Source organism: Lysobacter sp. (assembly GCF_035655815.1).
Classification (GTDB): Bacteria; Pseudomonadota; Gammaproteobacteria; order Xanthomonadales; family Xanthomonadaceae; genus Lysobacter_J.
The window spans coordinates 1-22,420 of record NZ_DASRTS010000053.1 but is presented as its reverse complement, the minus strand read 5'-3'; the positions used below and the strand labels follow the sequence as shown (position 1 = coordinate 22,420).

Annotated in this window: 25 protein-coding genes and 1 pseudogene; 4 read left to right on the top strand and 22 right to left on the bottom strand. The window is 68.0% G+C overall.

Going from position 1 to position 22,420, the window contains the following annotated elements:
• Nucleotides 1–24: 24 nt before the first annotated feature.
• Nucleotides 25–396: a zf-TFIIB domain-containing protein gene (locus VFE83_RS14160; protein WP_324907242.1), complete on the top strand. Its 372-nt coding sequence runs from the start codon at nt 25–27 to the stop codon at nt 394–396.
• A 41-nt stretch (nt 397–437) separates the two neighbouring features.
• Here the strand turns inward: VFE83_RS14160 and VFE83_RS14155 are convergent, their stop codons facing one another.
• The 14 genes from VFE83_RS14155 to VFE83_RS14090 form a co-directional block, all read right to left on the bottom strand.
• Complete coding sequence (locus VFE83_RS14155; RefSeq protein ID WP_324907240.1) at nt 438–1,220, bottom strand: haloacid dehalogenase-like hydrolase; 783 nt, start codon at nt 1,218–1,220, stop codon at nt 438–440.
• Entirely contained in the window at nt 1,217–2,008 is a 792-nt protein-coding gene (gene trpC, locus VFE83_RS14150) for an indole-3-glycerol phosphate synthase TrpC (RefSeq protein ID WP_324907238.1), read from the bottom strand. Before trpC ends, VFE83_RS14155 begins: the two co-directional genes overlap by 4 nt.
• A 65-nt stretch (nt 2,009–2,073) precedes the next feature.
• Nucleotides 2,074–2,424, bottom strand: a complete 351-nt coding sequence (locus VFE83_RS14145) for an antibiotic biosynthesis monooxygenase (protein WP_324907236.1) — start codon at nt 2,422–2,424, stop codon at nt 2,074–2,076.
• A 1-nt stretch (nt 2,425) separates the two neighbouring features.
• Nucleotides 2,426–3,472 carry an anthranilate phosphoribosyltransferase gene (trpD, locus tag VFE83_RS14140; protein WP_324907233.1) on the bottom strand — a complete coding sequence of 349 codons (1,047 nt, stop codon included), beginning with the start codon at nt 3,470–3,472 and terminating at the stop codon, nt 2,426–2,428.
• 163 nt (nt 3,473–3,635) lie between these two features.
• Nucleotides 3,636–4,226 (bottom strand): aminodeoxychorismate/anthranilate synthase component II, encoded by a 591-nt coding sequence (locus VFE83_RS14135; protein WP_324907231.1) that lies wholly within the window; start codon nt 4,224–4,226, stop codon nt 3,636–3,638.
• Nucleotides 4,227–4,518: 292 nt separating this feature from the next.
• Nucleotides 4,519–5,886, bottom strand: coding sequence for a HAMP domain-containing sensor histidine kinase (locus tag VFE83_RS14130; RefSeq protein ID WP_324907229.1), 1,368 nt, complete (start codon nt 5,884–5,886; stop codon nt 4,519–4,521).
• Nucleotides 5,883–6,560, bottom strand: a complete 678-nt coding sequence (locus VFE83_RS14125) for a response regulator transcription factor (RefSeq protein ID WP_324907227.1) — start codon at nt 6,558–6,560, stop codon at nt 5,883–5,885. Before VFE83_RS14125 ends, VFE83_RS14130 begins: the two co-directional genes overlap by 4 nt.
• A 111-nt stretch (nt 6,561–6,671) precedes the next feature.
• Nucleotides 6,672–6,863 carry a hypothetical protein gene (locus VFE83_RS14120; RefSeq protein ID WP_324907225.1) on the bottom strand — a complete coding sequence of 64 codons (192 nt, stop codon included), beginning with the start codon at nt 6,861–6,863 and terminating at the stop codon, nt 6,672–6,674.
• A gap of 150 nt (nt 6,864–7,013) precedes the next feature.
• A complete protein-coding gene (locus VFE83_RS14115; RefSeq protein ID WP_324907223.1) occupies nt 7,014–7,715 on the bottom strand; it encodes a hypothetical protein in 702 nt (233 codons plus the stop codon).
• 189 nt (nt 7,716–7,904) lie between these two features.
• The gene (trpE, locus tag VFE83_RS14110; protein ID WP_324907221.1) at nt 7,905–9,431 is read right to left on the bottom strand and encodes an anthranilate synthase component I; all 1,527 of its coding nucleotides are present in this window, start codon (nt 9,429–9,431) and stop codon (nt 7,905–7,907) included.
• A 107-nt stretch (nt 9,432–9,538) separates the two neighbouring features.
• Nucleotides 9,539–10,465 (bottom strand): lipid kinase YegS, encoded by a 927-nt coding sequence (gene yegS, locus VFE83_RS14105; protein ID WP_324907219.1) that lies wholly within the window; start codon nt 10,463–10,465, stop codon nt 9,539–9,541.
• Between the two features lie 245 nt (nt 10,466–10,710).
• Entirely contained in the window at nt 10,711–11,184 is a 474-nt protein-coding gene (gene rraA / locus VFE83_RS14100; protein ID WP_324907217.1) for a ribonuclease E activity regulator RraA, read from the bottom strand.
• Nucleotides 11,181–11,855, bottom strand: a complete 675-nt coding sequence (gene rpe / locus VFE83_RS14095) for a ribulose-phosphate 3-epimerase (protein ID WP_324907215.1) — start codon at nt 11,853–11,855, stop codon at nt 11,181–11,183. The genes rraA and rpe overlap by 4 nt, the downstream gene beginning before the upstream one ends.
• Nucleotides 11,856–12,016: 161 nt before the next feature.
• Nucleotides 12,017–12,352: a J domain-containing protein gene (locus tag VFE83_RS14090; RefSeq protein ID WP_324907213.1), complete on the bottom strand. Its 336-nt coding sequence runs from the start codon at nt 12,350–12,352 to the stop codon at nt 12,017–12,019.
• Between the two features lie 160 nt (nt 12,353–12,512).
• Between VFE83_RS14090 and VFE83_RS14085 the strand changes: the two genes are divergently transcribed.
• Complete coding sequence (locus tag VFE83_RS14085; RefSeq protein ID WP_324907211.1) at nt 12,513–13,433, top strand: phosphoribosylaminoimidazolesuccinocarboxamide synthase; 921 nt, start codon at nt 12,513–12,515, stop codon at nt 13,431–13,433.
• A 482-nt stretch (nt 13,434–13,915) separates the two neighbouring features.
• Complete coding sequence (locus VFE83_RS14080) at nt 13,916–14,422, top strand: DUF962 domain-containing protein (protein ID WP_324907209.1); 507 nt, start codon at nt 13,916–13,918, stop codon at nt 14,420–14,422.
• A gap of 39 nt (nt 14,423–14,461) precedes the next feature.
• Here the strand turns inward: VFE83_RS14080 and VFE83_RS14075 are convergent, their stop codons facing one another.
• Nucleotides 14,462–15,229, bottom strand: a complete 768-nt coding sequence (locus VFE83_RS14075; protein WP_324907207.1) for an MBL fold metallo-hydrolase — start codon at nt 15,227–15,229, stop codon at nt 14,462–14,464.
• 151 nt (nt 15,230–15,380) lie between these two features.
• Between VFE83_RS14075 and VFE83_RS14070 the strand changes: the two genes are divergently transcribed.
• Nucleotides 15,381–16,268: a DMT family transporter gene (locus VFE83_RS14070; protein WP_324907205.1), complete on the top strand. Its 888-nt coding sequence runs from the start codon at nt 15,381–15,383 to the stop codon at nt 16,266–16,268.
• On the opposite strand, the gene VFE83_RS14065 is transcribed toward VFE83_RS14070, so the two are convergent.
• The 7 genes and pseudogenes from VFE83_RS14065 to VFE83_RS14035 all read right to left on the bottom strand — a co-directional run.
• Complete coding sequence (locus VFE83_RS14065; protein WP_324907204.1) at nt 16,269–17,141, bottom strand: NAD-dependent epimerase/dehydratase family protein; 873 nt, start codon at nt 17,139–17,141, stop codon at nt 16,269–16,271.
• 3 nt (nt 17,142–17,144) lie between these two features.
• Nucleotides 17,145–18,371 carry a Na+/H+ antiporter NhaA gene (nhaA, locus tag VFE83_RS14060; RefSeq protein WP_324907202.1) on the bottom strand — a complete coding sequence of 409 codons (1,227 nt, stop codon included), beginning with the start codon at nt 18,369–18,371 and terminating at the stop codon, nt 17,145–17,147.
• 29 nt (nt 18,372–18,400) lie between these two features.
• A complete protein-coding gene (locus VFE83_RS14055) occupies nt 18,401–19,357 on the bottom strand; it encodes a calcium/sodium antiporter (protein ID WP_324907200.1) in 957 nt (318 codons plus the stop codon).
• Between the two features lie 67 nt (nt 19,358–19,424).
• Nucleotides 19,425–20,051 (bottom strand): hypothetical protein, encoded by a 627-nt coding sequence (locus VFE83_RS14050; protein ID WP_324907198.1) that lies wholly within the window; start codon nt 20,049–20,051, stop codon nt 19,425–19,427.
• 83 nt (nt 20,052–20,134) lie between these two features.
• Nucleotides 20,135–21,436 carry a homogentisate 1,2-dioxygenase gene (hmgA, locus tag VFE83_RS14045; RefSeq protein WP_324907348.1) on the bottom strand — a complete coding sequence of 434 codons (1,302 nt, stop codon included), beginning with the start codon at nt 21,434–21,436 and terminating at the stop codon, nt 20,135–20,137.
• 129 nt (nt 21,437–21,565) lie between these two features.
• A pseudogene (locus tag VFE83_RS14040) lies at nt 21,566–21,784 on the bottom strand (endonuclease domain-containing protein); the annotation flags it as partial.
• A gap of 140 nt (nt 21,785–21,924) precedes the next feature.
• Nucleotides 21,925–22,420, bottom strand: a 496-nt coding sequence (locus tag VFE83_RS14035) for a VOC family protein (RefSeq protein WP_324907196.1), incomplete at its 5' end; no start/stop codon positions are given.

The window sequence follows — 22,420 nt, the reverse complement described above, 5'->3', positions numbered from 1 at the left end:
CGCCTCGCCAGCCCCGGAGCCATCATGCAGTGTCCGAAATGCGCTTCCGCGATGGAGGCCATCGCCATCCTGTCCGCGCGCTCGCAGCGCTGCACCCAGTGCGGCGGCCTCTGGCTGACCATGGGCGAGAACCGGCTGCTGAAGGCTGAAGCGGAGCGTGTGGACACCGGTGATGCGACCGTGGGCGAGCGCTACAACCACATCGACCGGATCAACTGCCCGGTCTGCGTGGAGCGCCCTCTGGTACGCATGGTGGACCCGCAGCAGCCGCACATCTGGTTCGAGAGCTGCAGCCACTGCTTCGGGCGCTTCTACGACGCCGGCGAGTTCCGCGACTACGCCGAACACACGCTGATGGAATTCATCCGCGACCTGGACGCGCCGGAACGTGTGTAGCCCGTTCCGCGCGCCGCCGCGACGCGCCATCGAGGTTGGCCTCAGACGGGATCGCCGCCGCGGCCCTTGCAGCCCCAGTTGAGGATCGGCGTGCCCGGCGGCAGCACGCGCCGGAACATCGCCACACGCTGGCGCTTGGGATTGACCACCACCGGCCTGCGCGCAGCCTTGAGCAGCGGCAGGTCGGCGCTGCTGTCCGAATACGCCACTGCGATCTGGTCGTAGCCGGCATCCCAGATCATCCGCATCTTGTTCTCGTGGTGGCAGTGCTCCACCGTGATCATGCCGCCGAGGAACGGGCCGCCGATGCTGCCGATCACCGGCAGGTCCTCGTGTGCCACGAAGTCCAGGATCGCGCGCGCCAGTTCCGGCGCGGCGCCGGTGGCGATGATCACCCGATCACCCGCGTCGCGATGCTTCTGCAGCACTTTCAGGGCCACCGGCAGCAGCCGCGCACGGATCTGCCTGGCGTGGGTCTGCACGTAATGGTCGATCAGTCGGTCCATGTCGTGCCGGCGATGCGTGCCGACGGTGCCGATCCACAGGTACACGGAAATCGCCCGGCGACGCGTGGGCAGCCAGGCGATCATCGGCAGCAGCACGGGCGAGAACAGCAGCGCAGCGGCCACGCGCGCCCAGTGGCGCCTGATCAGCCACAGCACCAGGTGGCTGCCGGAATCGCCGTCGTACAGGGTGTGGTCGAAGTCGAACACCACCAGCGGCGCATAGGGCCGCGAGTCGGCGAGCTTGTCGTCGCCGGCGGGAGCGACCGCCGCCGCGCCCGGGAGGTGCTCGACGCGGGTGTTCCCGCCCGGCGTGCTCATGCCGCGAACAGCCGCTGCAGCGCAGCGCCCGGCTCGGGTTCGCGCATGAACGATTCGCCCACCAGGAAGGTCTGCACGCCCGCCTCGCGCATGCGCGCCACGTCCGCACGCGTGGCGATGCCGCTTTCGGTGACCAGGATGCGGTCGGGCGGAACCGCGTCGCGCAGCGACAGCGTGGTGTCCAGCGAGACCTCGAAGCTGCGCAGGTTGCGGTTGTTCACGCCGATCAGCTCGCAGTCGGTCTGAAGCGCGCGTTCGAGTTCGTCGATGTCGTGCACTTCCACCAGCACGTCCATGCCCAGTTCCATCGCAAGGTTGGCCATCTCCACCAGCGGGCCGTCCTCGAGCGCGGCGACGATGAGCAGGATGCAGTCCGCCCCGATCACCCGCGCCTCGTAGACCTGGTACGGATCGATGGTGAAGTCCTTGCGCAGCACCGGCAGCGAGCAGGCGCCGCGCGCTTCGCCAAGATACAGGTTGCTGCCCTGGAAGAAGTCCACGTCGGTGAGCACCGACAGGCAGGCGGCGCCGCCGGCCTCGTAGCTGCGCGCGATCTGCGCGGGATTGAAGTCGGCACGGATCAGCCCCTTCGACGGGCTGGCCTTCTTTACTTCGGCGATCACCGCTGCTTCGCCAGCGGCATGCCTGCGGTGGATCGCATCGACGAAGCCGCGCGTGGGCGGCTGCTGCAGCGCACGCGCGCGCAGGTCCGCCAGCGGGCGCACGCGGCTGCGTTGCAGGATCTCCTCGGCCTTGCGGGCCAGGATGGTATTGAGGATGTCGCTCATGATGCGGTGAATAGTAAAGAGGCGTGAGAAAAGAGGGGAGAAGCGGCCTTTTTTACACTCGTTTCTCACTCCTCATCACTCTTTCCCGGCATCCCGTACGCGCGTTCGACCTTCGCCACGCGCAGTTCGTACTGCTCGTACCAGTGCACGCGACCGTGGGCGCGCGTCGCCGCGTGTTCGGCGTGGCGGCGCCAGGCGGCGATGGCCTCCTCGCTCTCCCAATACGACACGGTGATGCCGAAACCATCCGCGCCACGCGCGGACTCCACGCCGAGGAAGCCCGGCTGCTGCGCGGCCAGTTCCACCATGCGCTGCGCGGCTGCGCCGTAGCCGGCGTCATCGTGGCCATTGCGCCGCGAGGAGAAGATCACCGCGTAGTACGGCGGTTGCGGCAGACGGGCGAAGGCTTCGTCCACGTCAGGCTCCGGCCGTTTCGGCGGCGAGCTCGCGCGTGGTCGCAACGAACTCGTCCAGCTTCGCCCGCGCCGCACCGGACGCAAGCACGCCGCGGGCGCGCTCGATGCCCTCGGCGATGCTGTCCACGACACCGGCCGCGTAGATGGCCGCGCCGGCGTTGAGGACGACGATCTCACGCGGCAGCCCCGCCTCGTTGTCCAGCGCCTGCAGTACCAGGCGCGTCGATTCGGCGGCGTCGCTCACGCGCAGGTTGCGGCTGTGCGCCATGGCGATGCCGAAGTCTTCCGGATGCAGTTCGTATTCGCGCACCACACCATCGCGCAACTCGCCCACCAGGGTGCCGGCACCGAGCGAGAGCTCGTCCATGCCGTCGCGGCCCCACACCACCAGCGCGCGCTGCGCGCCCAGTTCCTGCAACACGCGCACCTGGATGCCGACCAGGTCAGGATGGAACACGCCCATCAGGATGCTCGGCGCGCCGGCCGGATTGGTCAGCGGCCCGAGGATATTGAAGATGGTGCGCACGCCCATCTCGCGGCGCACCGGCGCCACGACCTTCATCGCAGGGTGGTGCACCGGTGCGAACATGAAGCCGATGCCGCAGCGCGCGATGCACTGCGAGACCTGCGCGGGTTGCAGTTCGATCGCCGCGCCCAGCGCCTCCAGCGCGTCGGCGCTGCCGGACCTGGACGAGACGCTGCGGTTGCCGTGCTTGGCGACCTTGGCGCCCGCCGCGGCCACGACGAACATGCTGGCCGTCGAGATGTTGAAGGTGTGCGCGCCGTCGCCGCCCGTGCCGACGATGTCGACCAGGTGGCTGCGGTCCGCCACTTCGACCGGACGCGCGAATTCGCGCAGCACGGTCGCCGCGCCGGCGATCTCGCCCACGGTTTCCTTCTTCACCCGCAAGCCGGTGAGGATGGCTGCGGTCATCGTCGGCGACACCTCGCCGCGCATGACCATGCGCATCAGCTCGACCATCTCGTCATGGAAGATCTCGCGATGCTCGATGGTGCGCTGCAGGGCTTCTTGGGGCGTGATGGGCATGTCTGGTCAGCGGCCGGAGGTCAGGGACGAGGATCAGTGGAAGCAGAAAGAACGCGACGTTGCAGCGAACAGGAAACATATCAGGAGGAGCGATTACGGCAGGCCTTGGCTGCGGCTCTTGACTCTGGCCTCTGGCCTCTGGTCTCCGGCCCCTGGCGCCCGCTCACCGCTCCAGGAAGTTCTTCAGCAGCGCATGGCCGTGCTCGGTCAGGATCGACTCGGGATGGAACTGCACGCCCTCGACCGGGTGCTCCCGGTGGCGCAAGCCCATGATCTCCTCGAACACCGGTGCGCCATCGGCATCCTCCACCTCGGTCCAGGCGGTGACTTCCAGGCACTCCGGCAACGTGTCGCGCGCGACGACCAGCGAGTGGTAGCGCGTGGCCTCATAACCGTCGGGCAGCCCGGCGAACACGCCGCGCCCCTCATGCCGGATGCGGGAGGTCTTGCCGTGCATGATCCGCTTCGCGCGCACCACGTCGCCGCCGTAGGCCTGTCCCAGGCTCTGGTGGCCCAGGCACACGCCGAACACGGGAATGCGTGGGCCGAGCTGGCGGATCACCTCTACCGACACGCCGGCCTCGTTGGGCGTGCACGGCCCCGGCGAGATCACGATGCGCTCCGGCGCCAGCGCTTCGATCTGCGCCACCGACAGTTCGTCGTTGCGGACGACCTTCACCTCCGCGCCCAGCGCCTGCAGGTACTGCACGAGGTTCCAGGTGAAGCTGTCGTAGTTGTCGATCATCAACAGCATGCGGGGAGACTCGAAATGGGGCCGGCGCGGCGCGAACGCGGAGCGCGATTATCCCGCGCGGCCAGGTGGCTGCGGGAGTGGACGGGGATTGAGGAGGGTGCGGCCGGACAGGCCGGAGGCGGATCAGTGCGAGGGGCGGGCAACACGCGGCAGTTCCTGGACAGTCGACGGGACAGGGCGGACGGCAGCCAAAGGCCACCATCGCCAACCCGGGTCGGCTGCATGGAACTGCGGGAGGGGACGCACGATCATGGCCCTACTCTAGCCGTTTCGGGCCACCATCGCGACCCGCTCAAGCCGGCGGCAGCAGCACCTGCACGCGCAGCCCCGGGCCGCGGTCCAGCAGCACGATGTGGCCGCCATGCCGCTGCACGATCGCTCGCGCCAGGCTCAGGCCGAGTCCGCTGCCCGGCGTACCGCGATGCGACTCCAGCCGCTGGAAGCGGTCGAACACGCGTTCGCGGTCCGCTTCCGGGATGCCCGGGCCGTCGTCGTCGACCTGTAGCAGGACGCCGTCGCTCGTGGCCTGCAACGTCAGCGCCACGTCGCCGCCGGCAGGCGCGTACTTCAGCGCGTTGTCGAGCAGGTTCACCAGCAACTGGAACAACTGGTCGCGATCGCCGCGCACCATCGCCGGATCGAGCTGCGTGCGCAGCCGGATGGCGCGCTCGCCCGCGACCGGCGTGTACAGCTCGGCCGCATCGCCCGCGAGCGCGGCAAGGTCGAGCGCGGGTTCTTCGCGTGCTGGCGGCTGGGCTTCGATGCGCGCCAGGCGCAACAGCGCGCCGAAGGTGTGCAGCAATTGATCCGTTTCCAGCACGGCCGCGTCGAGCGCGGCACGGTCGGCGGATTCTCCCGGCGCCTGCCTGCGCAGGTCCTCCAGGCGGTTGCGCAGGCGAGTGAGCGGCGTGCGCAGGTCGTGGGCGATGTGATCGGTGGCGTGGCGTACGCCGTCGAGCAGCGCCTCGATGCGGTCGAGCATCGCGTTGAAGCGCCGCGCGAGCCGGTCGAAGGCATCGCGCGAACCGTCCAGGGGAACGCGCAGGCCTAGTTCTCCCTGCCCCACCCGCTCGGCCGTGCCATCCAGCGTGCCCAGTCGCCGCGACACCCAGCGCGAGGTCAATGCGCCGATCAGTGCACCCAGCGTGGCCGCGAACAGCAGCGCCACCAGCGCGGTACGCAGCATCAGCGCGAGGAACCGGTCCTGCGACTGCAGACGCAGCCCGGTCAGCAACGTGCTGCCGTCGGGCAGCGCGTGCAACCGCGCGACGACGCGGCGCGAATGTGCATGTCGCTCCATGGTGCCGGTGCCGCGGTCGTCGAATGTGATCCAGCGCGTGCCGTTGCGCAGGTGCGATCCCGTTGGCGGATTGCCCAGCTGCACGGCCCCGTCGCGCGCGATGAGCGCGTACACGGCATCGGGATCGTCCGGGGCATCGATGCGTTCGCGCAGTTCATCCAGCAACGCGCCGCGTCCGCCTTCGCGCTCGATCTCGAGCAAACCGGCGGCGTCGGTGCGGACCAGCTCGCGCGCGTCCTGCAGCAGCAGCGTCGAGACCGCCACGTATACGCCCACGCCGAGCAGCACAAACGCCAGCAGGAACGACATAGTCACCGCCAATGCGAGGCGCGTGCTGGTCGAGCGCAGGGACAGGCTCATTCGCCCAGCCGATAGCCGGCGCCGCGCACGGTGTGCAGCAGCGGCCGCTCGAAGCCGTGATCGATCTTCTGCCGCAGGCGGCTGATGTGCACGTCGATCACGTTGGTCTGCGGATCGAAGTGGTAGTCCCACACCGCCTCCAGCAGCATGGTGCGGGTCACCACCCGTCCGGCCTGCCGCATGAGGTGCTCGAGCAGGCGGAACTCGCGCGGCTGCAATTCGATGCGACGGCCGGCGCGGCGTGCGTCGCGGCTCAGCAGATCCAGTTCGAGATCGCCGACCTGCAGGCGCGTGGGTTCGCGTGCTGTGTCGTCGCGGCCGCGTCGCACGATGCTGTCCAGCCGCGCGCTCAATTCGGAATAGGCGAACGGCTTGACCAGGTAGTCGTCGGCACCGGCGCGCAGGCCTTCGACACGGTGGTCGACTTCGCCCAGTGCGGTCAGCAGCAGCACCGGCGTGCGATTGCCGGCGCCACGCAGCGTCTGCAGCAGCACCAGCCCGTCCAGCGCGGGCAGCATGCGGTCCAGGACGACGGCGTCGAAGGATTCGGTGGTGGCCAGGAACAGGCCTTCGCGGCCGTCGCCGGCGTGCTCGACGGTATGCCCGTCCTCGCGCAACCCCTTGGCGATGAAGGCCGCGGTGTGGGGATCGTCTTCGATCAGCAGCACGCGCATGCAGACTCCTGCGACCCGACATTCATGGCACGGCGGGCCGGAAAAAAGGATACCCCGCCGATGGGGATCGACGGGGTATCCGCCCGCGTTGCGCGGGCTCCGGGGAACGGATCAGCTCTTGCGGGCGCTGGCGGGCTTGCTCTCGGCCTTGCGAGCTTCGGCCTTCTTCACGTGCTTGTGCTTGGCCGGCGCGGTGGCGGTTGCATTCGACGAGGTGGACGGCGTGGTGGACGGCGGAGCGGCCAGCGCGGAGCCGGCGACGGCGGCCAGGGCGATGGCGAACAGGGGCTTGCGCAGGTTCATGAGGATCTCCTTCAGGGTCTTGCGGACGAGGTTCTGTTGCCGGTGGGGTGCTCCCCCATCGCAGGAACAGATTGCGCGCGCGGCCCTCTCCGGCTCCTTTCCGCGGGATTAAGGATCGGTAATGTTCGGCGCGCTCCGCGCGCGTCGCGCCTACGCGGCGCCGCTGCCCCGGCGCAGGGGGACGGGCGCGGTCGCGATGCGGCTCTTGAGGTCCGTCATCGTTCCCGGCAGCACGACCAGATAGGTGATCAGCTGTTCGGCGAGTTCCACCAGCAACTCGGCGGTGACCTTGTCGATGTTCGCCTCGTCGTCGAACTGACGCCCGAACGTGCCGGCCGGCGCGAGCAGCTGCGCGATGTCCTGCAACGGGCGCGCGAGGTCCACGTCCTGCGGCAGCGCTTCCAGCTTGCGCGTCAGCGGCAGTTCGCGCTTGTCCTCGGCGACCATCCGCGAGGCGAGCCCGCCCAGCAGATGCCGCACCGTCAGCGCGGTCGCGCCCCACTCGGCACGGTTGTAGAGCTTCAGCGCGGATTCGTAGCTGCGCGCAAGCGGCGAAGACAGCGCCTGCAGATGCTCCACGCCGGCCATCGCTTCGCGACCCGCCGGCCTGGGATGGCAGAACAGTCCGTCGTCCTTGCGGGTGCCGTCGGCCTGCACCAGTTGCACGAACAGCACCGTCTCCTCGCAGCGCGAGCACGCCAGTTCGCTGGCGGCCAGTTGCTGTCCGTGTTCCTGCCAGGTGCGCGCTTCGAACACCGCTTCCTTGAAGCAGTGCGGGCAGATCATCTCGACCGTGCGCGGAAACGTGTTCGAAAAGCGGGATTGCACGAGGGTGTCGTGGACGAGTTGCATCGCCGCCTCCTTCCCGTCTGATGCGGATTCCCCTTGCCGGCACGCGCGCCATGCCCGTGCGTCGGCGGCAGTGAATACCGCCTTCCGTGAAAGAAACGTTGCGAACGCGACGGTGCGGTCAAACCGCGGAAAACACGATGAAGGCCACGTGATGTGGCGTCGTCGTCAGGCGTTGTCAGGTGACGCGGGTCACAGTCCCTTGGCGGCCTGTGCGACCGCGCGGAACAGCGCCCGTCCCTTGTTCATCGTCTCGTCCCATTCCTTGGCCGGATCGGAGTCGTAGACGATCCCGGCACCTGCCTGCACGTACAGGCGTCCGTCCTGGATCACCGCAGTGCGGATCGCGATGGCGGTATCCGCATCGCCATTCCAGCCGAGGTAACCGATGGAGCCGGCGTAGACGTTGCGACGGATCGGTTCGAGTTCGCGAATGACTTCCAGCGCGCGGATCTTCGGCGCTCCACTCACGGTACCCGCGGGAAACGTCGCGCGCAGCACGTCGGCATAGCTCAGGCCCGGCTTCAGCGTCCCAGTGACTTCGCTGACGATGTGCATGACGTGGCTGTAGCGCTCGATGACGAACTGCTCGCCCACCTGCACCGTGCCGGGTTCCGCGACGCGGCCGACGTCGTTGCGGCCCAGGTCGATGAGCATCAGGTGTTCGGCACGTTCCTTCGGATCGGCCAGCAGCTCCGCTTCCAGTGCAGCGTCCTCTTCCGGCGTGGCGCCGCGCGGGCGCGTGCCCGCGATGGGGCGCACGGTGACCATGCCGTCCTGCAGCCGCACCAGGATTTCAGGCGAACTGCCCACCACCTGCGTACCGCCCACGTCGAGGTAATACATGTAGGGCGACGGATTGAGTGCACGCAGCGCGCGGTATACGTCCACCGGCCGCGCCTTGAACGGGACCGACAACCGCTGGCTCAGCACGACCTGGAAGATATCGCCGGCGCGGATGTATTCCTTCGACTTCTCGACCGCCTCGATGAAGCCCTCGCGGGTGAAGCCGGACACGAAGTCGGCCTCGTCCAGCACGCGTCCTTCCAGCGTCTCCGGGTAACCGGGCCCGCCTTGGCGGAGGCGATGCACCAGTTCGTCGAGGCGGCGGTTGGCCCGCGCCAGCGCACGCGGTTCGCCCGGGTCGGCGTGCACGATCAGGTACAGCCGGCCCTTGAGGTTGTCGAACACGGCCAGCTCGTCGCTCTGCATGAGCAGGATGTCGGGCGTGCCGAGTTCGTCGCGGCTTTCATCGAGCGTGCCGTCGCTGCCTGCGAGTCGCGGTTCGATGTAGCCGATGCACTCGAACCCGAACCAGCCGACGAGTCCACCGGTGAATCCCGGCAGCTCCGGGATGCGCGGGATCGAATGCGCCGCGCGTAGACGTTCGACCTCGGCGAACGGATCGTCGACGACGCGGCTTTCGACCAGCTCGCCGTCTTCCGTCACGAACAACGTGTGGCCCGCAAACGCATACACGCGACGCGCGGGCAGGCCGATGATCGAGTAGCGGCCGAAGCGCTCGCCGCCCTCGACCGATTCGAACAGGTAGGTATGCGGGCCGTCGGCGAGCTTGAGATAGACCGACAGCGGAGTGTCGAGGTCGCTCAGGACCTCGCGCACGACAGGGATGAGGGTGTGGCCGTCAGCGGCCTGCTGCTGGAACAGTTCGGGAGACACGCGGAGTTTCCTTGGCGGATGGAAGGGCGGCGGCGGCATGCGGTCGCCATCGCCAACCCGTCCCGGCCAGGGAACGCGGAATCGTCCAGGTTTTGTTCGGCATGTGGATCATCGGCCGTACTGTAGCGGCTCCGCGGCCGCCACGACTACTGCAGCAGCTCGCACCCCGCCGGCAGGTGCACGCGCACGCGACCGGGCGTGCAGGCGATGCGGAAGCGCGCGGCCTGCACGGGCTCGCCATCCAGGTTGAGCACCAGCCCGTTCGGCGACTCTACCGTGACTTCATGCAGGCGTTTGCGCTCGGCGACCTGGTCCAGTGCGGCCAGTCGTCCTTCCTTCAGCAGCGTCGCCACAGTGGTGCCCAGTTCGCCGCGCAGCTCCGGGATCACGGTGAGATCTAGCATGCCGTCGTTCACCAGCGCATCCGGGCAAAGCACCTGCCCGCCGCCAGCCTGGCGGCCGTTGCCGATGCCCAGCGCCAGCAAGGCGCCGTCCCATTTGAAGCCGTCACCATGCACGTGTGCGGTGACCGGTTCGATGCGTCCCATCCGCGCCATGCCGGTGACGAAGTACGCCAGCCCACCCAGCAGCTTCTTCAGCCCCTCGTCGGTTTCCACCGTGACCTCGGTGCCGAATCCGCCACTGGCCAGGTTGATGCACCAGTGGTCCGCACCGTCGGCGTCGACGTGCAGCAGGTCGATCGGCCGGGGCGTCGTATCGCGCACGAGACGCAGGGCGGCGAGCGGATCGACCGGAATGCCCGCCGCAGTGGCGAAATCGTTGGCCGTGCCGAGCGGCAGCACCGCTAGCGACGGCAACGCCTCGACTTTCTCTTCGCGGCCTGCGAGCGCCGTCGCAACCTCACCCAGGGTGCCGTCGCCACCACCGCCGATCACGCACCCCGCACCGTCCGTGATCGCTTCGGCGACATAGCGCGTCGCGTCGCCGCGTTCCCAGGACACGCGCACTTCGAGGCGGGCGCCTTCCTCCCGCAACGTGGTCACCGCCGCGCGCACGAGGTCGTCAGCCGCGGATTTTCCGTTGAGGATCAGACGCCAGAGCGGGTTCGCCATCGTCGATGAATGCGCAGTCGGAGTCCGCAGGCTAGCAATCGCGCCGCAAGCATTCGTGAACCGGCGTGGATGCGAATTCCGCCCGCGGCGTCACACGCCCGTCATGATTGATCCGGAGAATCAGAGTCCATTCTCAGGGACGACGGGCGGAGGCAGGATCGCCTCCAAATCTTCCGCGGCAAGCCAGCAATGGCTTGCCGCTTCGCTTTCAGGCCGGCCGCAATTCACACGGGCCATGCCCGCGCTCAGCGCAGTTCCACGTCCGCCACGACGACACCATCCTCGTCGGCGTACAGCCAGTCGCCGGGGCGGATCAGCACGCCGCCGATCTCGACATCGACGTCCCGCTCGCCCGCACCGAGCTTGTCGGTCTTGCGCGGACAGGTGCCCAGCGCTTTCACGCCCAGGTCGAGCGCGCCGATCGCGCTGCTGTCGCGGATCGCGCCATGCACGACCACGCCCGCCCAGCCGTTCTCCACCGCCTTGGCGGCAAGCAGGTCGCCGAACATCGCGCGCGCCATCGAACCCGCACCGTCGATCACCAGCACGCGGCCCTGTCCCGGTTCCGCCACGGCCTCGCGCACGCGCGAGTTGTCCTCCAACGCGCGAATCGTGCTGACCATGCCGCTGAACGCCAGTCGCCCGCCATAATCGCGCAGCGGCAGCACCGGCACGCGCACCTGCGCGTCATGCAGATCGCACAGGTCGCAGGTGTTCATCCGCGCACGCGCTCCACGGCGTCCTTCATGCGCGCGATGACGTCGCGATAGTCCGGCGCGTTGAAGATCGCGCTGCCGGCAACGAAGGTGTCGGCGCCGGCCTGGGCGATCTCGGCGATGTTGTCCGCCTTCACGCCGCCGTCGATCTCCAGCCGGATCGGCTTGCCGGTGCGGTCGATCATTCCGCGCACGCGACGCAGCTTTTCCAGCGCGGACGGAATGAAGCTCTGGCCCCCGAAACCGGGATTCACCGACATCAGCAGCACCATGTCCAGATCTTCCAGCACCCAGTCCAGCACGTCGACCGGCGTGGCCGGGTTGAGCACCAGGCCGGCCTGGCAGCCGTGGGACTTGATCAGCTGGATCGTGCGATGCACGTGCGCGCTCGCTTCCGGATGGAAGCTGATCAGCGTCGCACCCGCCTTGGCGAAATCAGGGACGATGCGATCGACCGGCTCGACCATCAGGTGCACGTCGATCGGCGCGGTCACGCCGTGCTTGCGCAGCGCTTCGCACACCATCGGGCCGATGGTCAGGTTGGGCACGTAGTGGTTGTCCATCACGTCGAAGTGCACCCAGTCGGCGCCCGCCGCGAGCACGTTGTCGACCTCCTCGCCGAGTTTGGCGAAATTGGCCGAGAGGATGGATGGGGCAATGACCGTGGATTGCATGAGAAAACTCGCTAAGGAAACGACGCGGATTACGCCGATGAACTCGGATGGAGCAGACGCTGTTTTCGCGATGTCCTGAACAGCCACCGCCTTCGCGGGATCGCCGTCAGGTGCCCGACTGCCTTATCCGTGTTTATCCGCGTAATCCGTGTCCAAACGTTTCACGCCCGCCGCCGCAGCGTCTTGATCCGGTCGTATGCCTGGTTGATCTCGCGCGCCTTCGCCTCGGCCTGCTGGCGCAGCTCGGTGGCCGCGCCGGCCATGCGGTCGGGGTGGTATTGCGAGATGAGGCGCCGGTAGGCCTGGTCGACCTCGGCATCGGTGGCGTCGGAGGTGAGGCCCAGCGCGGCATACGGGTTGTCCCGGCGCAGCCTGAACCAGTCAGTGTCGAAGGCATGGCCGATCAGGAGCCCGATCAGGGCCCCGAACAGCGGATTCGTGCGAAACAGGGCCGCGCCGGCGAAGAAGCCCAGCAGCTTGCCGTACCAGCGTTTCATCGTCCTCCCCGCGGGTCCGCGGTCGCCTTTCAGGTCCGTCCACAGTGTACCTGCAGGGCGTCGCGGGCCGGCGTACACTGGCCGGCCCTGTCGCGCCCGCGCGCGATCCGAAGGCGACGGCCGACGGGGGATCCGTGCACACCCATTGGGGATTCCTGCGTTGTCCACGACCCTGCTCCAGTCCGATCTTCCCGGCCTCCACCTGCGCCACCGCGGCAAGGTCCGCGACGTCTTCGACCTGCCCGCCGAGCGCCTGCCCGCCGGCACCGGTGAAAGCCTGCTGATGGTCGCCACCGATCGGCTTTCGGCCTTCGACGTGGTGCTACCCGATCCGATCCCGGGCAAGGGCGAGATGCTGTGCCAGATCAGCAATTTCTGGTTCGGCAGGACCGAGCACATCATCCGTAACCACCTGACCGGCATCGACGTGGCCTCGGTGCTCCCGGAGGGCGTGGACGCGGCGCTATACGGCAAGCGTTCGGTGGTGACGCGCAAGCTCAAGCCGGTGCCGGTGGAATGCATCGCCCGCGGCTACCTCATCGGCAGCGGCTGGAAGGATTACCAGCGCACCGGCCGGGTCAGCGGCATCGCCCTGCCCGATGGCCTGCGCCAGGCCGAGCAGCTCGCCGAGCCCATCTTCACGCCGTCGACCAAGGCCGCCGTGGGCGATCACGACGAGAACATCGACTTCGACACCGCCGTGCGCACGATCGGCGCGGACCTGGCCGAACAGGTGCGCGATGCCACGCTGCGCCTGTACAAGTTCGCACGCGACTACGCCGCCGAGCGCGGCATCATCCTGGCCGATACCAAGTTCGAGTTCGGCCTGGACGCGGACGGCCGCCTGTACGTGATGGACGAGATGCTCACGCCGGACTCCTCGCGCTACTGGCCGGCCGACCAGTACGAAGTCGGCACCAGCCCGCCGAGCTACGACAAGCAGTTCGTGCGCGACTACCTGGAGACGCTGGACTGGAACAAGACCCCGCCGGGTCCGAACCTGCCGGCCGAAGTGATCGAGCGCACCCGCGCGAAGTACGCCGAAGCGCTGATGCGGCTGGCGGGGATCTCGGTCGACTGAGCGCGTAGACACGTCGCGGGGCGTCAGCACCGCCGCGAACCCGCTATCGGTCACGCTTGCCGTTCTGACCGCCAGCCTGGTGGTCCTCAGGGCCCTCTAGACCGTCAGGGCCGCTCTGGCCCTCATGTCTTGTCACCGTCATCCCGGCGAAAGCCGGGATCCAGGCTGATCACGCATCCAGTCCCCGCCCGTCATTCCAGCGCAAGCTGCATCCATCTGCGGCGTATCCACCGGTGCCTGGGCGCGTCTTGTAGAGCGATTCCAGCTTTCGCTGGAATGACGAGCCAAAGTGGGTCTTCGGCGAGCGTACCGCCGGATGGGCCTGGATCCCGGCCTGTGCCGGGATGACGAAGCCCGGGGCACCCACGCCACTGCGTAGACCTGGCGCCGCGCCAGGGCCCACCGCGCCCGTTCCGATCCCGCTATGCTCCATACGTCCGCGCACTGAGCGCGGGCCTTCATGCGCCTTGGGAGGGGCCGCCATGAATACCGCCGCCGAGTCCTCGCAACACGTCGCGCAACGTCCGATCGACCGCTGGTTCGCGCACTACTCCGCCGATCACCGCAACGCCGTCAACCAGCGCATCCACGTGATCTGCGTGCCCGCGATCCTGTGGAGCGTCATCGCCCTGTTGTGGTGCATCCCGTCGCCCGGTACGTGGTTCCGGGCCGGCTTCTGGGCCTGTCTGGCCATGCTGGCGACCGTGCTGTTCTATTACCGCGCCTCGCGCATGCTCGGCCTGGGCATGCTGGTGATGTACGTGCTGATGGGCCTGCTGACGAAGTGGATCCACGACAGCTATGGCACGTCGACCTTGCTGTGGCTGGCGATCGGCGTGTTCGTGGTTGCCTGGATCGGGCAGTTCATCGGCCACAGCAAGCGCTACGAGAACAAGCGCCCGAGCTTCCTCACCGACCTGACCTACCTGCTGATCGGCCCCGCCTGGGTGCTGTCCAAGCTGTACCGCAGGCTCGGCCTGCGTTACTGAGCACAGTCGCCCTCGACGGGACAACGCACGGCGTGCCGCTCAGATCCGGTAGTGGGTGGCGTCGACCAGGTCGACGCCGCACTCAAGGCGCGCGAGCCAGTCGAGGAAGCGCTCCATTTCCTCGCCGCGCATCGGCAAGCCGTGCTGCGGCACGATCATCGAAGGCTGCAGGTCACGCACCATCTGCACCCACAGCCGCGTGATGCGGTTCGACGCCATGTAGCGGCGGTGGAATCCCTCCATCCGCTGCACGTGCGCGTCGAAATCGGTGACGAAGGCGTACGGTGTCTTGCTGGGCACCATCGACGCGCCGACGTCGCCGGAGAACAGGATCCGGCTGACCGGATCGTAGAAGCTGAAATTGCCCACCGAATGCATGAAGTGGGCCGGCAACGCACGGACGTGGCTGTCGCCCATCGGGATACGTCCGCCGTCGTCGGGCAGCAGCAGGTAACGTTCGCTGCCGGCGTTGCGCAGGTAGCCCGGCACCACGTGCGGGACGAACCGCCCCCACAGCCGCGAACACACGACCGTGGTGTTGGTGTAGAGCAGCCATTTGTCGACCGAGCCGATGATGTCCGGATCCTGGTGCGAGCACAGCAGCCAGGTGAGGTCCGTCGGCGCCACGTACGAGCCCATGGCGAGGATCAGCGGGTTGTAGAGCAGCGCGCCGCCGGGATCGAGCAGTGCGCTGTGGCTGCCGTGCTGCACCAGGAATTGGTTGGCCTGCACGCCGTCCTCGCCGCGGACGAGGTCGCTGAAGGCGATGCAGCGGTGGCCGGCCTCGTCGAAAAGTGTGGTCGCCATGGCGTCCCCTCGAAAACCCGGGGACTCTATCCATCCGGCGAAAATCGGCCTTGAGGTCGATCAATTCTGGCCCCGCGCGGAGCAAGGGCGGACAATGCGCTCCCGGAATCTCCGCCTTGCGCCATTGGCGGACGCCACCGTCGGATCCTGCATGCCCGCCCGCGATCTCGTCCTCGTCCTCATCGTCGTTCTCGCCTGGGCCGGCAATTTCCTGACGTCCGCGCTGGCGATGCGCGAGATCCCGCCGTTCCTGTTCACCGCCCTGCGCTTCGCCCTGCTGGCGCTGCCCCTGGCGTGGCTGGTGAAGCGCCCCGCGCCGGGGCAGTGGCCGCGCCTGGTGGCCGTATGCCTGTGCATCGGCGTGCTGCATTTCGGGTTGAGCTTCACCGCGCTGAAGCTCGCCGGCGATCTCACCTCGCCTGCCATCGTCATGCAGAGCTACGTGCCGATGACCACGCTGCTGGCGTGGTGGCTGCTGGGCGAGCGCTTTGCATGGCGCACCGGCCTTGCTATCGCGGTGAGCTTCGCCGGCGTGCTGGTGCTCGGGTTCGACCCGATCGTGCTGGACCGTCCGATGGCACTGGTGCTGATGCTGATCTCGGCGGCCTTCCTGGCGGTGGGCACGGTGATGATGAAGGGGCTGCGTGGCCTGGACGTCGTCAGCCAGCAGGGATGGACGGCGCTCTTCAGCGTGCTGCCGCTGCTGGCGATCAGTGCCTGGCTCGAACCGGGCGCACTGGCGCGGCTGCCGCAGGCCAGTTGGGTCGCATGGGCGGGCGCGCTGTATGCGGCCTTCATCTCGTCACTGTTGGGGCACGGTCTGTACTACGTGCTGGTGCAGCGCCATCCGGTTGCGCGCGTGATGCCGTGGCTGCTGCTGGTGCCACTGCTCGCGATGGGCCTGGGCATCGCGTTCTGGGGCGATCGGCCAGGCCCGCGCCTGCTGGTCGGCGGCGCGATGGTGCTGGGCGGCGTGTTGCTGATCGCCCTGCGCGCGCTCACGCGTGCGCGTTCGGTTCCACCTGCCGAAGAGCTCTGATCAGGCCTCGTCGGCGCGCGGCTCGAACATGTTCGCGCGCGGACGGAACGGGCGCGGGTCGTAGCCGAAGTCCTGCTTCGCCGGCGTGACATCGAATACCAGATCGCTGCGCATGCGGCGCACGGCGGCCTCGCCGAGCCCGGTCGCGCGGCCGGTCATCTGCGCTACCAGCAGCGCGAGATTGAACAGCGGCGAAGGCAGTTCGACCAGTTGCGGCGGCGGCGACAGCGACGCGAGCACACGCGCCACCATGTCGCGGTAGGTAAGCGTCTCGCCGCCCGGCAATGCGTACGCGCGACCGTGCGTGGTCGCCACGCCGCTGCATGCGAATGCGGCCATCGCGAGGTCGTCCACGTGCACCGGCTGGCGCAACCCGTTGGCGCCGCGCGGCAGCGGAAAGCGCCCCCAACGCCGTGCGAGAGAGGCGATGCGCGTCAGCGTGGCGTCACGGCCCGCGCCATAGACAAGCGTCGGACGCAGCAGCGTGGCACCGGCGCCGCGTTTTTCGGCGGTCGCGAACACCGTCTCCTCGCCCTGCCGCAACCTCTGCGCGACACCGCGTTCGGCCGCATCGGCGGAACCGCGCTTCACCTCGACGCTGGTCGAACCGAACGCAATCACGCGTGCGACTTCGATGTCAGCCTCCGCGTACCACTGCGCGAACCGGTCCAGCGGGCCACAGCTGAAGATGACGTCGACGCGCGCGGGAAGATCGGGTACGGCGCCCAGTTCGCCACGCAGCCAGTGTAGGCCGGGTTCGTCCGGATGCTCGCTGCGGGACACGGCCGTGACGCGCCAGCCCTCGCGCTGCAGTACCGCGAGCAGGGGCCGGCCGATCTGTCCGCTCGCCCCGAACACCAGCGCATGCCGCATCGGTCAGTCTGCCCTCGCGCGCGCCGGAAGGCAGGCACGCAGCCACGTGTAGCCGATCACGGCCGAAACGATCGACGCCAGGAGCACGCCGAGCACGGCTTCCTCGTACTGCAGCGGATCGCGATACGCGAGCGATGCGATGAACAGGCTCATCGTGAAGCCGATGCCGCACATCAGGCCAAGGCCCAGCATCGCGCGCAGGTCCATGCCGTCGGGGAATCGCGCCCAGCCGAGCGCGCGCAGGAGCAGCGCGGCACCGACGATGCCGATCGGCTTGCCCACCACCAGGCCGACCAGTACACCGACCGGCAATGGCGTGAGCATGTCGCCCAGGCTCATGCCATGCAGCACCAGGCCTGCGTTGGCGAACGCGAACACCGGCAGGATCGCGTAGGCGACCCAGGGGTGCAGGGCGTGTTCCAGCGACTCCAGCGGCGATCCCGAATCGTCGAGCCGCGCGCGATCGATGTGCGGGATCATCAGTCCCGTGACCACGCCCGCCAGCGTGGCATGCACGCCGGATTTCAGCACGCACACCCACAGCACCACGCCAAGCAGCAGGTACGGCGCCAGGCGACGCACGCCGCGGCGGTTGAGCAGCCACATGCCGGCGATGGCGACGAACGCCCACGCCAGCGCGGCCATCGACAGGCCGTGCGAGTAGAACAGCGCGATGATCAGGATCGCGATGAGGTCGTCGACCACCGCGATGGTCGACAGCAGCAACTTCATTCCGGTCGGTACGCGCGAACCCAGCAGCGCCAGCACGCCCAGGGCGAACGCGATGTCGGTGGCCGTGGGCACCGCCCAGCCACGCATCGCCTCCGCGTCGCCGTGGTTGAACGCGATGAACAGCAGCGCCGGCACCGCCACGCCGGCGGCTGCGCAGATCATCGGCAACACCAGCTGCGACCGGCTGGCCAGCTGGCCGCTGAGCGACTCGCGCTTGATCTCCAGCGCGACCAGCAGGAAGAACACCGCCATCAGGCCATCGTTGATCCACAGCAGCAGCGGCTTGTGGATCTCCAGTTCGCCCACGCGCACCTGCACGGGCATCTGGCGGAATGCTTCGTAGGCCGACACCAGCGGCGAATTGGCAGCGATCATCGCCAGGATGGCGGCGGCGATCAGCATGATGCCGCCCGCCGCCTCGAGGCGGAAGAATTCCTTCAGCGCGCGCAGCGCACGCGGCGTCGCGCTGGTCGTCGGAGTGGTCTGCGATGGCGTCATCGGGCCAGTATATCGGCCGTGGATGGCGATCAGCCCTGCATCGTCAGCACTTCGAACGCGATCCATGCGAGGAAGGCGATCAGCAGCGCTGCGCCCTCATTGCGGCTGATGTGCAGATCGCCGCGCAGCATCGGATACAGCATCAGCGCGAACACGGCCGCAGCCGGCAGCTCGAAGCGCACGAACGATTCGGGGAACGCGATGGCGCCACCCAGCGCCGCCATGCCGCCGACCACCACGAGCAGGTTGAACAGGCTCGAGCCGATGACGTGGCCTACCACGATGTCGCCATGGCCCTTGCGCGCGGCCGAAATCGCCGCGGCCATTTCCGGCAGCGCGGTGCCGATGGCTACGGGCAGCAGACCCGTCAGCAGCGGCGCCATGCCCAGCCCTTCGCCGATGGTCGGTGCGCTGCGCACCACCATGCGGGAGCCGAAGTACAGCAGCACCGCCGCGATGGCGAAGCGCAGCAGATTGAGCGCCAGGTCGGTGCTGGTGTGTGCGAACGCGGCGATGGCGTCCTGCAGTTCCGGCGACTCGCGCCGCGTGCGGGCGGCGGCGAAGCTCACCACCGCGACGAACGCAAGCAGCAGGATCAGTCCTTCGATCCGCGACAGCGTGCCGTTGAGCCCCAATAGCACCGTCAGCAGCGTGCCCAGCAGCAGCACGAGCAGCAGCGGCGACAGCGCGCGCCAGCGCACGGTCAGTGGCGCGACCAGCGCCGCGGCGCCGAGCGTCAGGCCGAAGTTCGCCACGTTGCTGCCCACGGCATTGCCCAGTGCGAGCGCCGGCTGGTTGCGCAGGATGGCCTGCAGGTTGACTGCCAATTCAGGCAGCGACGTGCCGAACGCAACCAGGATCAGGCCCGCCACGAAGGGCGACGCGCCGATGCGCTGCGCCAGGCCCGAAGCGCCTTTCACGATGGAGTCGCCGCCCAGCGCGAGCAGCACCAGTCCCAGAACAAACCAGCCAATGGCTTCGAGCATCGTGTCCCCTCCACGTCTCAACCCGCGATTCTATGCACGGCACGCCCGCCGTGGTCCACCGCGTGTCTCAGGAACAGCCTTCCACGTAATCCACCTGCGGCGGTTCGCCGATGCGCCATTCGGTCACGCGGCCGCCGGCATCGGTCTCGAACAGCACCACGCCACTTCCGCCGTCGGGGTTGGGAATGCGCAGGTACTTGCCGCCTTCGACGTACTTGTGGGCCTGCCGCTGGAAATGCCCGGCATACAGACGCTCGATGTCCTTCGACGTCATGCCCACGCGTCCACCGCCCGGCGCCTCGATGTCTTCGGCGTCCACGTCCATGCGGACGAAGCGGTCGTCCTCGAACATGAAAGCCACGCGATAGCCACTGGGCGTGCGCGGCTGCGGCATCAGGTAGTAGCAGCCGCCCGGCTGGTCGGGCTTCAAGCCGCCCAGGTCACGGCCCCAGGCCATGCGGACCTGCTCCTCGGTGGCGCCGAACGGCGCGGGACCGAAGCCGGCGAACCCGATGGCACCCGGCGCCGGCATGGCGCCCGTGGTCGGCGCGGGCTCCGGTGATGGTTCGGCCGGCGCCGGAGCGGGCACGACCGTCACGGGCGGAGCAGGTGCGGCGGCCGATGGCTGCGGCTCTTCGTTGCGCTGACCGCACGCGGCCAGCGTCAGCACCACCAGGCCCAGCATCCACCGCATCGACACCCTCCTGCTGCCCAAAGGCCGGGCGGGCAGCCTACTCCCCGCCCGTTAACGCCGCGCCAATGCGCCCGGCACGGTGATCACTTCGACGGAGCAAAGTGCTTCTGCAGCCCGGCCCAGCACGCCTGGTAGTCGCGCTGCCGGTGTGCGGCCTCGATGGCCTGCCGCGTCGGCCGGATGACCGCGCGCGTCTCGAACATGAAGGCCATCGTGTCCTTGATGACATCGGGCCTGCTCAGGTCGGCGACGCTGGCCTTCTCGAACGTGGCCGCGTCCGGACCGTGGCCGGTCATGGAGTTGTGCAGCGACGCGCCGCCGGGCGAGAAACCCTCGGCCTTCGCATCGTAGGCGCCGTGCACCAGCCCCATGAACTCGCTGGCGATGTTGCGGTGGAACCACGGCGGCCGGAACGTGTCCTGCGCCACCAGCCAGCGCGGCGGGAAGATCACGAAGTCCATGTTGCTGGTGCCGGGCGTGTCGCTGGGCGAGTGCAGCACGAGGAAGATGGACGGATCCGGATGGTCGTAGCTGATCGACCCGATGGTGTTGAAGCGGCGCAGGTCGTACTTGTAGGGCGCGTAGTTGCCGTGCCACGCCACCACGTCAAGCGGAGAGTGGCCGATGTCCGCGCGCCATAGGTGGCCCTGGAACTTGGCGATCAGTTCGAAGTCGCCGTCGACGTCTTCGTACGCTGCGTTGGGCGTCAGGAAATCGCGCGGATTGGCGAGGCCATTGCTGCCGATGGGTCCCAGGTCAGGCAGGCGCAGCAGCGCCCCGAAGTTCTCGCACACGTAACCGCGCGCCTCACCGTCGGGCAGGGACACGGCGAAGCGGATGCCGCGCGGAATCACCGCGATCTCCTGCGGCTCCACGTCGATCACGCCCAGCTCGGTGGCGATGGACAGGCGCCCCGCCTGCGGAACGATCAGCAGCTCGCCATCCGCGTCATAGAACCATCGTCCCTGCATGTCGCGGTTGGCGGCGTAGAGATGGATGCCCACGCCATGCTGCGCATCGGGCGAGCCGTTGCCGGCCATGGTGAAGAGGCCATCGACGAAGTCGGTGGGCGGCGCCGGCATCGGCAGCGGGCTCCAGCGCAGCTGGTCGGGCGACACCGGCGCATCGCAGAAGTCGTTGTGGAAGCGCGGCTGCCGGAAGGATTCAAACGCGCCGTGCATCGCCGCGGGACGGATGCGATACAGCCAGCTGCGCCGATTGGCGTGGCGTGGCGCGGTGAAGGCCGTGCCGGATAGCTGCTCCGCATACAGCCCGTGCGCGACGCGCTGCGGCGAATTGCGCCCCTCCGGCAACGATCCCGCCACCGCCTCGCTGGCGAACTCGTTGCCGAAACCCGATTGGTAGCCGTTGCTGGTGATGGTCATGGCGCTTCTTCGCTTTGGCCTTGAAGCCCCTCCCGTCGGGAGAGGGGTTGGGGTGAGGGTCGGACGGTTGAGACGGTTCCAGATCGCCTCGATCACTGCATCCGTTTGTTGAAGAACGTCGTTGCTATGGAACCGCAGAATCGCGATTCCATGCGATCGCAGAAAGGCTGTGCGAGATGCATCGGCCGTCATGGCGTGCTGTGATCCATCCACCTCCACCGCTAGATGCGCGCGCTCGCAGTAGAAGTCGAGCACATAGGGCGGAATGGGATGTTGGCGCCGGAACTTGAAGCCTTCGACCTGGCCGTTTCGCAGTCGCCGCCACAGCGCCTGCTCGGATTCGGTCATGTCTCGCCGCAACCGCCGCGTTAGCGCGGGTCTCCGACGGCAACGGCGGTTTCGACGTCATGGGCTTCCTACCCTCACCCCAACCCCTCTCCCGGCGGGAGAGGGGCTTCAAAACATGCACGGGGCTCGACAATGCCGCCTTAAAGCACGCCGCGCCGCATCTGGTCGCGTTCGATGCTCTCGAATAGGGCCTGGAAGTTGCCTTCGCCGAAGCCTTCGTTGCCCTTGCGCTGGATGATCTCGAAGAAGATCGGCCCGAACAGGTTCTCGGTGAAGATCTGCAGCAGCAGGCCCTCCTCGCCGACGCTGCCGTCGATCAGGATGCGGTTCTTCTTCAGGCGCTCGAGGTCCTCACCGTGGCCAGGGACGCGCTTGTCCACCAGCTCATAGTAGGTCTCGATGGTGTCTTGCAGCTTCACGCCACGAGCGCGCAGCTTCTCGACGGTTTCGTAGATGTTGTCGGTGGTCATGGCGAGGTGCTGGATGCCTTCGCCGTTGTACTGACGGATGAACTCTTCGATCTGGGAGTTCTCGTCCTGAGACTCGTTCAGCGGGATACGGATCGCCTTGTCCGGCGCGATCATCGCCTGCGAGAACAGGCCGGTGGCCTTGCCCTTGATGTCGAAATACTTCTGC